The 12690-nt window shown below is 71.3% G+C and carries 15 protein-coding genes; 6 read left to right on the top strand and 9 right to left on the bottom strand.

Annotated features, from left to right (window positions below; all coding sequences use genetic code 11):
- Positions 1–20: 20 nt before the first annotated feature.
- Positions 21–344, top strand: a complete 324-nt coding sequence (locus AQI88_RS36670; RefSeq protein WP_067008341.1) for a DUF427 domain-containing protein — start codon at positions 21–23, stop codon at positions 342–344.
- 37 nt (positions 345–381) lie between these two features.
- Positions 382–1164, top strand: a complete 783-nt coding sequence (locus AQI88_RS36665) for an alpha/beta fold hydrolase (protein ID WP_067008337.1) — start codon at positions 382–384, stop codon at positions 1162–1164.
- 14 nt (positions 1165–1178) lie between these two features.
- On the opposite strand, the gene mnmA is transcribed toward AQI88_RS36665, so the two are convergent.
- Positions 1179–2309 carry a tRNA 2-thiouridine(34) synthase MnmA gene (gene mnmA, locus AQI88_RS36660; protein ID WP_067008334.1) on the bottom strand — a complete coding sequence of 377 codons (1131 nt, stop codon included), beginning with the start codon at positions 2307–2309 and terminating at the stop codon, positions 1179–1181.
- A 59-nt stretch (positions 2310–2368) separates the two neighbouring features.
- Between mnmA and AQI88_RS36655 the strand changes: the two genes are divergently transcribed.
- The gene (locus AQI88_RS36655) at positions 2369–3043 is read left to right on the top strand and encodes an N-acetylmuramoyl-L-alanine amidase (RefSeq protein ID WP_067008327.1); all 675 of its coding nucleotides are present in this window, start codon (positions 2369–2371) and stop codon (positions 3041–3043) included.
- A gap of 280 nt (positions 3044–3323) precedes the next feature.
- Here the strand turns inward: AQI88_RS36655 and AQI88_RS36650 are convergent, their stop codons facing one another.
- The 3 genes from AQI88_RS36650 to AQI88_RS46885 form a co-directional block, all read right to left on the bottom strand.
- A complete protein-coding gene (locus AQI88_RS36650) occupies positions 3324–4493 on the bottom strand; it encodes a cysteine desulfurase family protein (RefSeq protein WP_067008325.1) in 1170 nt (389 codons plus the stop codon).
- Positions 4494–4754: 261 nt separating this feature from the next.
- Positions 4755–5033: a DUF4190 domain-containing protein gene (locus tag AQI88_RS36645; protein WP_067008323.1), complete on the bottom strand. Its 279-nt coding sequence runs from the start codon at positions 5031–5033 to the stop codon at positions 4755–4757.
- Between the two features lie 32 nt (positions 5034–5065).
- Positions 5066–5233 (bottom strand): hypothetical protein, encoded by a 168-nt coding sequence (locus tag AQI88_RS46885; protein ID WP_167357506.1) that lies wholly within the window; start codon positions 5231–5233, stop codon positions 5066–5068.
- A 146-nt stretch (positions 5234–5379) separates the two neighbouring features.
- On the opposite strand from AQI88_RS46885, the gene AQI88_RS36640 reads away from it, so the two are divergent.
- Positions 5380–6006 (top strand): TetR family transcriptional regulator, encoded by a 627-nt coding sequence (locus tag AQI88_RS36640; RefSeq protein ID WP_067008320.1) that lies wholly within the window; start codon positions 5380–5382, stop codon positions 6004–6006.
- A gap of 30 nt (positions 6007–6036) precedes the next feature.
- On the opposite strand, the gene AQI88_RS45430 is transcribed toward AQI88_RS36640, so the two are convergent.
- Together AQI88_RS45430 and AQI88_RS36630 are read right to left on the bottom strand one after the other, a co-directional pair.
- The gene (locus AQI88_RS45430; protein ID WP_067008316.1) at positions 6037–6357 is read right to left on the bottom strand and encodes a hypothetical protein; all 321 of its coding nucleotides are present in this window, start codon (positions 6355–6357) and stop codon (positions 6037–6039) included.
- A gap of 140 nt (positions 6358–6497) precedes the next feature.
- Positions 6498–7478: a helix-turn-helix transcriptional regulator gene (locus AQI88_RS36630; RefSeq protein WP_067008315.1), complete on the bottom strand. Its 981-nt coding sequence runs from the start codon at positions 7476–7478 to the stop codon at positions 6498–6500.
- 104 nt (positions 7479–7582) lie between these two features.
- Between AQI88_RS36630 and AQI88_RS36625 the strand changes: the two genes are divergently transcribed.
- Positions 7583–8179: a TIGR03086 family metal-binding protein gene (locus AQI88_RS36625; protein ID WP_067008312.1), complete on the top strand. Its 597-nt coding sequence runs from the start codon at positions 7583–7585 to the stop codon at positions 8177–8179.
- A gap of 183 nt (positions 8180–8362) precedes the next feature.
- Here AQI88_RS36625 and AQI88_RS36620 read toward each other — a convergent pair whose 3' ends face one another.
- Positions 8363–9226, bottom strand: a complete 864-nt coding sequence (locus AQI88_RS36620; protein ID WP_067008309.1) for a thioesterase family protein — start codon at positions 9224–9226, stop codon at positions 8363–8365.
- A 164-nt stretch (positions 9227–9390) separates the two neighbouring features.
- Here AQI88_RS36620 and AQI88_RS36615 point away from each other — a divergent pair, with 164 nt between their 5' ends.
- Positions 9391–10674, top strand: a complete 1284-nt coding sequence (locus AQI88_RS36615; protein ID WP_067008441.1) for an alpha/beta hydrolase — start codon at positions 9391–9393, stop codon at positions 10672–10674.
- Here the strand turns inward: AQI88_RS36615 and AQI88_RS36610 are convergent.
- On the bottom strand, positions 10583–11242 hold the full coding sequence (locus AQI88_RS36610) for a trimeric intracellular cation channel family protein (RefSeq protein WP_067008305.1): 660 nt from the start codon (positions 11240–11242) through the stop codon (positions 10583–10585). The genes AQI88_RS36615 and AQI88_RS36610 overlap by 92 nt on opposite strands.
- A gap of 47 nt (positions 11243–11289) precedes the next feature.
- Entirely contained in the window at positions 11290–12681 is a 1392-nt protein-coding gene (locus AQI88_RS36605) for a M1 family metallopeptidase (protein ID WP_067008302.1), read from the bottom strand.
- Between the last annotated feature and the right edge of the window lie 9 nt (positions 12682–12690).

Below are 12690 nucleotides of genomic sequence, written 5' to 3'. Positions count from 1 at the left end.
CCCGCCGGCGCTGTTCCGGTATGACCCACGGACACACCATCACCATCGAGAAGAGCGAGCGGCACGTGCGCGTGGTGCACGGCGACCAGGTGCTCGCGGAGACCGACCGCCCCCTCGAACTGCGCGAGACGGGCTGTCCGGTGCGGTACTACATCCCCGCCGAGGACGTACGCCTCGACCTGCTCACCCCGTCCGGCACGCACACCGTCTGCCCCTTCAAGGGCACGGCTTCCTACTGGTCGCTGCCGGACGCGCCCGACCTGGTGTGGGCGTACCCGGACCCGAAGCCGGACGTGGCGGAGATCAGGGATCACTTCTGCTTCTACGACGCCGACGTGTCGTGACCGATGAGCCCGGCGCCGTGCGGCAGTCTGCACCGGCATGGACAAAAAGACGACTTCCCGCGACGGCACCTCCCTCGCGTACCAAGTGACCGGCCAGGGGCCGACGGTGATCCTGGTGAGCGGCGCGATGTCCACCGGCGGCACCGTGACCCCCCTCGCGCACCGGCTCGCGGACCGCTGCACGGCCGTCGTCTACGACCGCCGGGGCCGCGGCGAGAGCGGTGACACGGCGCCGTACACGGTGGCGCGCGAGGTCGAGGACCTGGCCGCGCTGATCGACGCCGTGGGCGGCGAGGCGGCGCTGTTCGGGGTCTCCTCGGGCGGCGCGCTGGTGCTGGAGGCGGCGGCGAGCGGCCTGCCGGTCCGTCAGGCCGCCGTGTACGAGGCGCCGTTCGCGGACTTCCTCGAGGGCGGCGCCGAGCGGGAGGCCGCGTACAAGGAGAACCTGAACAGGGCGCTCACGGAGGGCCGGCGCGGGGACGCCGTGGAGCTGTTCCTGCGGCTGACGGGCCTCGGCGAGGAGATGATCCGGGGCGCCCGCCGGTCCCCGATGTGGGCCGGCATGGAGGCCGTCGCGCCGAGCCTCGCCTACGACGACGCGGTCATGGGCGACGGCCTGCTGCCCCGGGAGCGGCTGGCCTCGATCGCTGTGCCCGTGCTGGCCGTGGCGGGCGGGGCGAGCCCGGAGTGGATGCGCGTGGCGTCCCGGGAGATCGCGGACACCGTGCCCCGGGGCACGTACCGGGTCCTGGAGGGACAGACGCACATGGTGGAGCCGGACGTGCTCGGTCCCGTGCTCGCCGAGTTCGTCACCGGGTGACCCGGCTCAGCCGGTCACACCGCCGCTGCCGTCGCGCGCGTGGTCGACGCGATCGTCGCCGAGCCCACCACGCGCGTGCCGTCGTACAGCACGATCGCCTGGCCCGGGGCGACGCCGCGGACCGGCTCGGTGAAGGTGACGCGCAGTTCGCCGCCGACCACGTCCGCGGTGACCTCGGTCTCGCCGCCGTGGGCGCGGAGCTGGGCGGTGTAGGTGCCGGGGCCCGCCGGGGCGGTGCCGCACCAGCGCGGCTTGATCGCCGTCAGGGCGGTGACGTCCAGGGCGGCGGCCGGGCCGACGGTCACCGTGTTGGTCACCGGGGAGATGTCGAGGACGTAGCGCGGCTTGCCGTCGGGGGCCGGGGTGCCGATCCGCAGGCCCTTGCGCTGGCCGATGGTGAAGCCGTAGGCGCCCTCGTGCGTGCCCAGCCTGGCGCCGGACTCGTCCACGATGTCGCCCTCCGCCGTGCCGAGCCGCTGGGCCAGGAAGCCCTGGGTGTCGCCGTCGGCGATGAAGCAGATGTCGTGCGAGTCGGGCTTCTTGGCGACGGCCAGGCCCCGGCGCTCGGCCTCCGCGCGGATCTCCTCCTTGGTGGTCACCGTGTCGCCGAGCGGGAACATCGCGTGGGCGAGCTGCTTCTCGTCCAGGACGCCGAGCACGTACGACTGGTCCTTGGCCATGTCGGAGGCGCGGTGGAGTTCGCGGGAGCCGTCCTCGCCGACAATCACCTGCGCGTAGTGGCCGGTGCAGACCGCGTCGAAGCCGAGGGCCAGCGCCTTGTCCAGCAGCGCGGCGAACTTGATCTTCTCGTTGCAGCGCAGGCAGGGATTGGGGGTGCGCCCGGCCTCGTACTCGGCGATGAAGTCCTCGACGACGTCCTCGCGGAAGCGGTCGGCGAGGTCCCAGACGTAGAACGGGATGCCGATGACGTCGGCGGCGCGGCGGGCGTCGCGCGAGTCCTCGATGGTGCAACAGCCCCGCGCGCCGGTGCGGAAGGATTGCGGGTTCGCGGAGAGCGCGAGGTGGACGCCGGTCACATCGTGGCCCGCCTCGGCCGCGCGGGCGGCGGCGACGGCGGAGTCCACACCGCCCGACATGGCGGCGAGGACGCGGAGGGGGCGGGTGCGCTGCGGGGTGTCAGTCATAGCCCTTCCAGAGTACGGGGCGCGGGAACCGGGGCCGCCGGATATCCGTTGACGATCACATGGAGGCGACGAGCGGGCGGCCGGCAGGCGGGGACGCGGACCGGCGGCTGGGGCGGCGGGCCCTGCTCGTCGGCGGGGCCGCGGCCGCCGTGGGCACGGCCGTGCTGGCCCGGCAGGAGCTGTCCCATCTGTGGTGGCGGCTGCCGGGAGTGGACAAGCCCCGGGTGGCGGGGGCCGTCGACTTCCGGGGTGCGCGGTGGGTGGCTGCGTCACCGGCGAACTACCGGCAGGCGGACCGGCCGGACGACTACCCCGTCGACCGGGTCGTCATCCATGTCACGCAGGGCGGCTACCGCAGCGCGGTGAAGGCCTTCCAGGACCCGGCGCACGCGGCGGCGGCGCACTACATCGTGCGCAGGGACGGCCGGATCACCCAGCTGATCCGCGAGCTGGACGTGGCCTTCCACGCGGGCAACCGGGGGTACAACGAGCGCAGCGTCGGCATCGAGCACGAGGGCTTCGTGGAGGACGCCTCGTCCTTCACGGACGCGATGTACGCGGCCTCGGCGCGGCTGACGGCCGCGATATGCGGGCGCTACGGCATCCCCGCCGACCGGGAGCACGTCATCGGGCATGTGGAGGTACCGGGGACGGACCACACCGACCCCGGGCCGCACTGGGACTGGGGGCGATACATGGGGCTGGTGAGGCAGGTGCACACACCAGAGACGTAACGTCCGAAAAAATCATGGTTTACAGCATGCCGTCCCGGAGTAGACGGATTATTCTAATAACTGGCCTACGGGACGAGTGAGGGAGTTCGAGCGGAGTAGCCGACTTTGGCGAGAGGCACAAGGCTTCCGCTGGGGCCGACGTCGACGGTCGGACTGAGAGGCCTGAAAGTCGCAAGTACTGGACTGGAAGGCGACCCCCAGTCACCTGATCCGGACAATACCGGCGAAGGGAACCCGTCTCGTAGGTCGTTTTTTGTGCCCCGACGCCTGGCGGAGCCGCTCAGCTGAGCCCCGCCGCCCGAGCCCGCTCCACCGCCGGCCCGATGGCCTTGGCGACCGCCTCGACGTCGGCCTCCGTGGAGGTGTGGCCGAGGGAGAAGCGCAGGGTGCCGCGGGCCAGGTCCGGGGCGGTGCCGGTGGCGAGCAGGACATGGCTGGGCTGGGCGACACCCGCGGTGCAGGCGGAGCCGGTGGAGCACTCGATGCCCTGGGCGTCCAGCAGGAGCAGCAGGGAGTCGCCCTCGCAGCCGGGGAACGTGAAGTGGGCGTTGGCCGGGAGGCGGCCCTCGGGCGCCGGGTCACCACCCAGGATCGCGTCCGGGACGGCCGTACGGACGGCGTCGATCAGCTGGTCCCGCAGGGCGCCGATCTCGCGGGCGAACCACGCGCGCTGCTCGGCGGCGAGCCGCCCGGCCACCGCGAAGGAGGCGATGGCGGGGACGTCGAGGGTGCCGGAGCGGACGTGGCGCTCCTGGCCGCCGCCGTGCAGGACGGGTACGGGGGTGTGCTCGCGGCCGAGCAGGAGCGCGCCGATGCCGTAGGGGCCGCCGATCTTGTGACCCGACACCGTCATCGCGGCGAGGCCGGAAGCACCGAAGTCGACCGGGACCTGACCGAAGGCCTGGACCGCGTCGGCGTGCAGCGGGACACCGAACTCCGCTGCCACGTCGGCGAGTTCACGGACCGGCAGGATCGTGCCGATCTCGTTGTTGGCCCACATCACGGTGGCCAGGGCGACGTCGTCGGGGTTGCGGGCGATGGCCTCGCGCAGCACCTCGGGGTGGACGCGGCCGTAGGCGTCGACGGGGAGGTATTCGACGGTGGCGCCCTCGTGTTCGCCGAGCCAGTGCACGGCGTCGAGTACCGCGTGGTGCTCGACGGGGCTGGCCAGGACGCGGGTGCGGGCCGGGTCGGCGTCGCGGCGGGACCAGTACAGGCCCTTCACCGCGAGGTTGTCGGCCTCGGTGCCGCCCGAGGTGAAGACGACCTCGCTGGGGCGGGCGCCCAGTGCCTCCGCGAGGGTTTCGCGGGACTCCTCGACTGTACGGCGGGCCCGGCGGCCGGAGGCGTGCAGGGAGGACGCGTTGCCGGTGATGCTCAGTTGGGCGGTCAGTGCCTCTGCCGCCTCCGGGAGCATCGGGGTCGTGGCGGCGTGGTCGAGGTAAGCCATGGTGAGCCCGATTCTACGGGGCCCTTCCAGTTGGCCTCGGCCGCGAGTCGTTGCTTGGCTGCGAATGCGCCTTACGCGGGCTGCACCTGGCCCTGGTGGCGGCGCACCCGGCGCTGTAGGCCGTGCCCACCCTCCCCCACTCTCGGCTTCGCTCGAGCGGGAGGGACCCCCATCGCCCTGCGGAACGACTGCCCACGGCGAAAGCGGGAAGCGCCCCGTCGTCCTCGGGGCCCCGCCGTCGTCAGGCGGTGTCCGTCCGCCTCAGAGGCTCCACGACACCGTGTGGGACATCTGCATGGCGATCACGAGGACCGCCAGGTCGGCCACGCCCAGGCCCAGACCCAGGTACGCGCGGCCACGCCGGGACGTGCCGCGCCACAGGGCGACGACGGCCAGGGCGATGGCGATCGGGCCGAGGAAGACGTTGAGGACGAGCAGGCCGAGAAGGCCGAGGATGAAGGACGCCACGGCCATGCCGTCGGCGTCCCGCGTGCGCGAACGCGTTTCGGTGCGGCCGGTGGCCGGTGCGGTGAGTTGCATGGTGCTCAGCTCCTGGAAGTCGTTCGGGACGGTCAGTTGACCGAGGCGCGGCGACGGCGGCCGTGGCGCTCACGGATGGCGAAGATGCCGAGCCAGACGGCGATCACGGCGGCACCGGTGGCGGTGACGGCCATCGGCGCGTGGGCCACAGTGCCCAGTACCACGCCGAACAGCATGAGTGCGGCGACGAGGAACAGCATGGGATCGGATCCCCCTCCGGGATGCCTGGTGTGAAGGGCCTGCGTGAAGCTTCGGTGAACAGTTGTAGTAACAGTTGTTCACTGACTTTGAGTCTAGCGCCTCCCGCGGCTTTTCAATTCCAGAGAACAGTTGTTAACTGGATGACATGAGTCACACCCTCGGCATCCGGCAGGCCCAGAAGCAGAAGACCCGGCAGGCGTTCCTGGACGCGGCGCTCGCGCTGCTGGAGGAGCAGAGTCTGAGCAGCCTGGGTCTGCGCGAGGTCACCCGTGCGGTCGGTGTCGCTCCGACCGCCTTCTACCGGCACTTCCGCTCGACCGCCGACCTCGGCGTGGCCCTGGTCGACGAGGCCCTGGGCAGCCTGCACCCGATGGTGAAGACGACGGTGTCCACGGCGGGCGACAGCGAGGAACGCATCACACGCGCCGTCGAGTTGATAGCCCGCCATGTGGAGGCCTATCCCGCCCACGTCCGCTTCATCGCCCGCGAGCGCCATGGCGGGGTCCAGCCGGTGCGGGAGGCCATCCGGGACCAACTGGCCCGGTTCGCCGACGAGGTGAAGGCCGAGCTGGCCAAGGACCCGCAGGCCGACGGCTGGAGCGACGACGACCTGCTGATGCTCGCGCACCTCTACGTCGACCAGATGCTCATCACCGCCTCCCTCTTCCTGGAGGCGCTGGAGGCCTCACAGGACGAGCGGGAGCAGGTCGCCCAGCTCGCCACCCGGCAGATGCGGCTCATCAGCATCGGCCGCCGGCACTGGCTGGACTGACCCGCTCCCTGTGTCGTACGGCCTCGTCGGTCAGCCCTGCTGAGCCTGACCGCCGGCCTGCCCTCCGGCCTGGCCGCCGCCCGGCCCGCCGCAGCCGCCGCCCTGCCCGCCACCGGGACCGCCCTGGCCCCCGCCGGACGCCCTGCTCGGCATGCCCGAGGGCGCACCCGACGGCGCACGGCTCGGCTTCCCGGTGGACGCCCCCGAGGGCGCGCCGGACGGCGCCTGACAGGCCTGCTGTCCGGAGGTGCCACTGGTCGAGGAGGAGGAGTCACCCGAGCCGCAGGCGGTCAGCAGCAGCGGGGACAGCGCCAGCAGGGCGACGGCGGGGACGAGGCGTGCACGCTTCATGAGAGACAGCTCCACGAGAGATGAGGGAGTCCTGAGGCGGGCACTGAACCAACGGCGCTCAGGGCGTTCTTGGGCGCCTCCTGTCCCCCGCCTGTCAATCGGGTGAAGCACACCTCAAGTACCGGCATTCACCTGGGACTTCACCCGCTTCCGTGCTCCGTCTGCTGGTACAAGGCCGTGACAGAACGCGCCGCCCGTACCAGTTCCGCGCGCGCCTCGGGCGGGTCGAGGATCTCCACCTGGTCGGAGAACGCCAGCAGTTGGCGCACCGCGCGCAGGGCCGGGTACGACAGCCGGGCGGTGACCCAGTCGCTCTCGCCGTCGTCGTCCGGCAGCTCGGTCAGCTGTGCGGCGGTCATGCGCTGGAACATGTCGAGCCGCTCGCGCCGGATCCGTACCGTGACGTCGATCCCGTCCTGTGGCCGCTCCTCCACCTGGCGGCGCAACACCTCCCAGACGTCGGCGAGTTCGACGCCGGTGCGGCGCCGCACCGGTTCGTCCAGCAGGCGGGCCGAGCGCACCCGGTCGGCGCGGAACAGCCGGGGCGCGCCGCGCCGGTCGGCGACCAGGTACCAGACCCCGGCCTTGGCGACCAGGCCGTAGGGGTCCACGGTGTACGTCCGTGGCTCCCGCTCCCCGCTGTGCCGGTAGCGCAGCTTCAGCCGCCGGTCGGAGAACACCGCGTCCTGGAGCACCTCCAGGTCGACCGCCTGTTGCGGGCCGCTGCGCCAGCGGGTGGCGTCGACCAGGATGCGGCGGCTGGTGACCTCGGCGGCGGGCCGGTGCGGGGCCGGCAGGGCCGCCATCACCTTGCGCAGGGCCGAGCCGAGCGCCGCGTCGAGACCGAGCGCGGCGTGGGCACCCTGGGCGGCGAGGATGAACAGGGCGCGGGACTCGTCCGCGGTCAGGCCGGTGACGTCCGTGCGGAAACCGGCGAGGAGTTCGATGCCGCCGTGCCGGCCGCGTTCGGCATACACGGGGACGCCGGAGGCCGACAGTGCTTCGATGTCCCGGTAGATGGTGCGGACCGACACCTCCAGCCGCTCTGCGAGTTCACGTGCGGGCACACGGCCCCGGGTCTGCAGAAGCAGCAGGATCGACAGCAGCCGGTCGGACTTCACGCCCCCAGAATCCCGCCGCACCGGACCCCGACGCAAATGTTGACGGGATCTGTCAGGTTATCCGCGCATCCTTCTCTCCATACCGACCAGCGGAGAGGCACCCCATGACCACCACCGGATTCATCGACCCGCGCCCCGTCTACACCCGCGCCACCGAGCAGGCGGCCGCGCTCATCAAGACGGTGCGCCCCGAGCAGCTCGACGGCCCGACGCCCTGTACCGAGTTCGACGTACGGACCCTGCTGAGCCACATCGTCGGCGGCACCCGGCGGATCGCCGTGGTCGGCGAGGGTGGCGACGGACTCGCGGTGCACCCCTTCGCCGAGGGCGTCGAGGACGACGGCTGGGCGGCGGCCTACGAAGAGGTCCGCGTGCGGGTCCTGAAGGCCTGGGAGACCGACGAGCGGATGGCGAGCACTGTGCGGGTCCCCTGGGGCGAGGTACCCGGCCATGCGGCGCTCTCCGGCTATGTCATGGAGCTCGTGACCCACACCTGGGACCTCGCCGAAGCCCTCGGCCACCCGCACGCGCTCGACCCGGAACCCGCCGAGTTCGCGCTCGCCACCGCGCGCCGCGTCCTGCCGGACACCCGACGGGACGCGGACACGCCCTTCGGCTCGGCGGTCGAGGCCCCCGAAGGGACCGACACCTACGGACAGCTGGCAGCCTGGCTGGGACGCAAACCCCTCAACCCGGCCTGACCCCGACCGCCCCCACCCTGCGGCAAGGCCCTCGGCCAGCCGAGTTCGCGCTCGTCACCGCGCGTCAGGTGTTGCCGGACTCCCGTCCCCGCGATGCGGAGACCCCCTTCGGCGCTCGCCGGGAGGCGGCCGAAGGGGGCGGTGTCTGCGCGCAGTTGGCGGCCCGGACGGGCCGCGCGCCGCTCAGCCGCGGCTGACCCGGGCGAGTTGCCGGGACTGGGCGACCAGACGGTCCTCGCTGTCCCAGATCTCGGCGTCCTCCTCCAGGAAGCCGCCGGCCAGGTTGCGGGTGGTGATCGACACCCGCAGCGGGCCGGGGGCCGGGCGGTGGCGGACATGGACGGTCAGTTCGACCGTGGGCACCCAGCCCTTGAGGCCGATCTCGAAGGCGGTGGGCGGCAGGGCGTCCACCGCGAGCAGGAGGGAGAGCGGGTCGGCGTCGCGGCCGTCGGCGAGGCCGAACCAGGCGCGCATCTCGCCCTTGCCGGAGGGAGCGCCGAGCGCCCAGCCGAGGGTGGCGGGGTCCAGCTTGAGCATCAGCCGGTCGGCGATGGCCGAGCTGCCCGGGACCGGTTCGGGAGCGTCGTCGGCGCCGAAGCACTGCTCCAGGGGCGGGATCGCGGGCGGGGCCGCCGTCGTACGGACGTCGTCGGTGAGGTCACGGAGGTCGCCGTAGGAGGCGAGGACGCGGATGCGTTCGACCTCGTTGCCCTGGTCGTCGTACTGGAGGAGCGAGGCCTGGCCGGTGGAGAGGGTGCGGCCGGTGCGGACCGCCTCGGTGCGGACGACCGCCGGGCCCGGCCGGGACGCGGTCAGGTAGTGCGCGGAGATGGTGAACGGGTCCGGGTGCGGAAGCGCGTCCGCGAGGGCCCGGCCGAGGACCGCCAGCAGAAAGCCGCCGTTGACGGCGTCGAAGATGGTCCAGCCGGCGGAGAGGTCGATGTCGTAGACACCGGGCTCGCGCCGGGTGACCGCCGTGTCGCGGTCGAACTCGCTGTCGCCGATCACGGCCCGCGACGGGGAGGGTGCGGAAGCTGCTTCTGGCATGGGTGAACGGTACAACATGAAATTACTAAGCGGTAGCTTTGGATGTTGCGGCAGGGCGTCAGGTTGCGGCAGGATCCCCTCTACAGAGTGAGGTTCCGGCAATTTCTCGGTAAGTGTCCGGACACGTCCACAACCTCGAGCCCCTGATTCCCCTCTATGGGGACATGAGCCTCACCGGGACTCCGTTCCTCTACACGACCATCGTGCTGTCCGTGGTCGCCGTCATACTGCCGCTCGTCCTCTGGTCGAGGATGCGGGGGCCCAAAGCCCTGCGCGCAGCGGCCCGGGTACTGATGCTGCTGTTCGCCCAGGGCACGGCCGTCACGCTGGTCTTCGTTCTGGTCAACAACCAGAACAACCTGTACGACAACTGGGCCGACCTGCTGGGGACCGGCAACCACGTCCAGCAGGCCGCCGACCTCGGCCGGGACGGCACCGGCGGCATAGCGTTCAAGAAGCTGCCCAAGGTCAAGCAGGACTTCAAGGAAGCCGACGGGCCGGGCATGCACGCGGCCGGCGGGGTGCGCGTCACCCAGCTCAAGGGCCGGGTGTCGGGCGTGAACGCCGAGGTCTACGTCTGGCTGCCGCCCCAGTACAACGATCCGGCCTACGCCCACAAGAAGTTCCCGGTCGTGGAGATGCTGCCGGGCTACCCCGGCTCCGCGAAGGCCTGGTTCGGGTCGATGAAGGCGCACGAGCAGCTGCTGCCGCTGATGCAGAGCGGCCAGGTGGCGCCCTTCATCCTGGTCGCCCCGCGCACCAACCTGCTGGCCGGCGTGGACACCGGCTGCGCCAACATCCCCGGCCAGGTCAACGCCGACAGCTGGCTCAGCATCGACGTGCCGAAGATGGTCATGGACAACTTCCGGGCCCTTCCGGCGCCGCAGGGCTGGGCGGTGGCCGGGTACTCGGCGGGCGCGCACTGCGCGGTCAAGCTGGCCGTGGCGCACCCGGACCGCTACCGGGCCGCGGTGAGCATGTCCGGGTACAACGACCCGATCGGCGAGCGTAACTCCCTCGCCGCACAGAACCCCACCCTGCGCGCCGAGAACAATCCTTACCTGATTCTCAAGAAGGCGTCCGCACCGCCGCGGATCGCGCTGTACTTCTCCGGCGAGTCCGGCGACGGCTACCAGGCGGGGGTCGCCATGGAGTCCGCCGCCAAGGCGCCGACGACCGTGCACGTGGTGTTCCTGCCGCGCAGCATGGGCGGGCACACCATGGCGCTGTGGCGGCCGCAGGTCGACACGGTGTTCCGGTGGCTGACCCTGCAGATGGGCCAGAACCGCGCCAAGGGCCAGGACCGGTCCCTCACCGGGACCACGGGAACCACCGGGACCACCGGGACCACCGGGTCTACTCCTCGGACACAGTCGACCGGCGGTTCCACGCACGCGGCGCTCGCCAGTGGAACTTCATCGCCAGCAGGCGCAGCACGAAAGCCGTGACGACCGCGAGTCCGCTGGTGACCGGGGTCAGGGCGTCGTAGCGGATGCACAGCACCACCATGGTGGCGCCGACGATCGCGGGGACCGCGTACAGGTCGCGGTCCCAGCGCAGCAGCGAGGGAACCTCGTTGGCGAGCACATCCCTGAGCACGCCACCGCCGACCGCGGTGGCGAGGCCCAGCGTCGCGGAGGCGGTCAGGTTGAGGCCGTAGGAATACGCCTTGGTCGTGCCGGTGACACAGAACAGGCCGAGTCCTGCGGCGTCGAAGACGAGCACCGCCGACTGGATGCGCTCCACGTGCGGATGCAGGAAGAAGACGACGAGCGCGGCGAACAACGGGGTGACGAAGTACCCGAAGTCCGTGAAGGCGGCCGGGGGTACGGCCCCGATGACCAGGTCGCGGAACAGCCCTCCGCCCAGCGCGGTGACCTCGGCGAGCACGGCGATGCCGAACACGTCGAAGTTCTTCCGGACGGCCAGCAGGGCGCCGGAGATCGCGAACACGAAGATGCCGATGACATCGAGCGTGTGCTGGACGGAGGGACTGAAGAGTTGCTGGAGCTGCACCCTGACATTCTCACCTGTCAAGGGGTGCGAACCTTACAAAGCCAGGGCTACAAGGTCGGCTTGCCTGTCGTGAACAGCCAGGTGCCGAACAGGTCGTCCAGCTTCTGTCCGCTGATCCGCTCGGCGAGGCGGACGAAGTCGGCCGTGTCCGCGTTGCCGTACCGGTGGAGCCGGGTCCAGGTGGGCAGCAGCTTGAAGAACGCCTGGTCGCCGATCCGTTCCCGAAGTGCCTGGAGCGTCATCGCGCCGCGCTGGTAGACGGCGGAGGCGAACATCGTGTCGCGCTGCGGGTCGGCCACCTTGATCTGCCAGAAGCCCGCGTCGGCGGGGCGGGCGTTGTAGGCGGCGAGGAAGGAGTCGTGGGCCGTACGGGTGCCCTGGTGCTCGGCCCACAGCCACTGGGCGTAGGTGGCGAAGCCCTCGTTGAGCCAGATGTCCTGCCACCGGGCCACGCTCACCGAGTCGCCGAACCACTGGTGGGCCAGCTCGTGCACGATGGTCGTCTCGTTGCGCACGGCCGAGTAGGCGGGCTTGCTCTGCACCTCCAGCGAGAACCCGGCCTCGGGCATGGCGTCGACGATCGCGCCGGTCTCCTCGAAGGGGTACGGCCCGAAGACCTGCGACCAGTAGTCGGTTGCGGCGGCGGTGACGGCGTACACGTCGACGTTGTTGCTGTTCTTCAGCACGGGGTCGATGGCGACGTAGACCGGGATGCCGCCCGGGGTGCGGCCGGTCTGCACATCGAACTTCCCGATGGTGGCGGTGGCGAGGTAGGTGGCCATCGGCCGGCTCTCCCGCCAGTGCGTGTACGTCGAGTCGCCCCGGTCGTACGTCGACACGAGCCGGCCGTTGGAGACACCGGTCAGGCCCTTGGGTGCCTTGATCCGGATGTCGTAGGTGGCCTTGTCGGCGGGGTGGTCGCTGGACGGGAACCAGGTGGAGGCGGCGTTGGGCTCGCAGGCGACGAAGACGCCGTCGGCGGTCTTCATCCAGCCGTACTTCGAGCCGAAGACGATCGGGCCGCCGAGGGGTTCGGGTATGCCGCCGTAGGTGACGGACACGGTGAAGTGCCGGCCCTTGGCGAGGGTTCCGCGCGGGGTGACGGTGACCTCGTCGCCGTCGCGGGTGAACCGGGCGGGTCTGCCGTCGACTTCGACCTTGGTGATCTCCAGCTTCTGGAGGTCGAGATCGAAGGAGGACAGGCTCTGGGTGGCGCGTGCGGTGAGGGTGGTACGGCCGTCCAGGCGGCCGGTGCCCGGGTCGTAGGCAATGTCCAGGTCGTAATGGCGGGCGTCGAAGCCGCCGTTGCCGAGCTGTGGGAAGTAGGGATCGCCGATGCCGGGGGCGCCAGGAGTGGGGGCGGAGGAGGCGGCAATGGTCAGGAAGGAGGCCGCCGCGGTGGCGAGGGCCGCTAAGCGTGCCGAACGGGAGAGTGCCATGGTCGTCCC

Origin of the sequence: Streptomyces cellostaticus, from assembly GCF_001513965.1 — a bacterium.
Taxonomy (GTDB): Bacteria; Actinomycetota; Actinomycetes; order Streptomycetales; family Streptomycetaceae; genus Streptomyces; species Streptomyces cellostaticus.
Note: the sequence above shows the minus strand (reverse complement) of the source record. Positions and strands in the feature narration are given on the sequence as shown.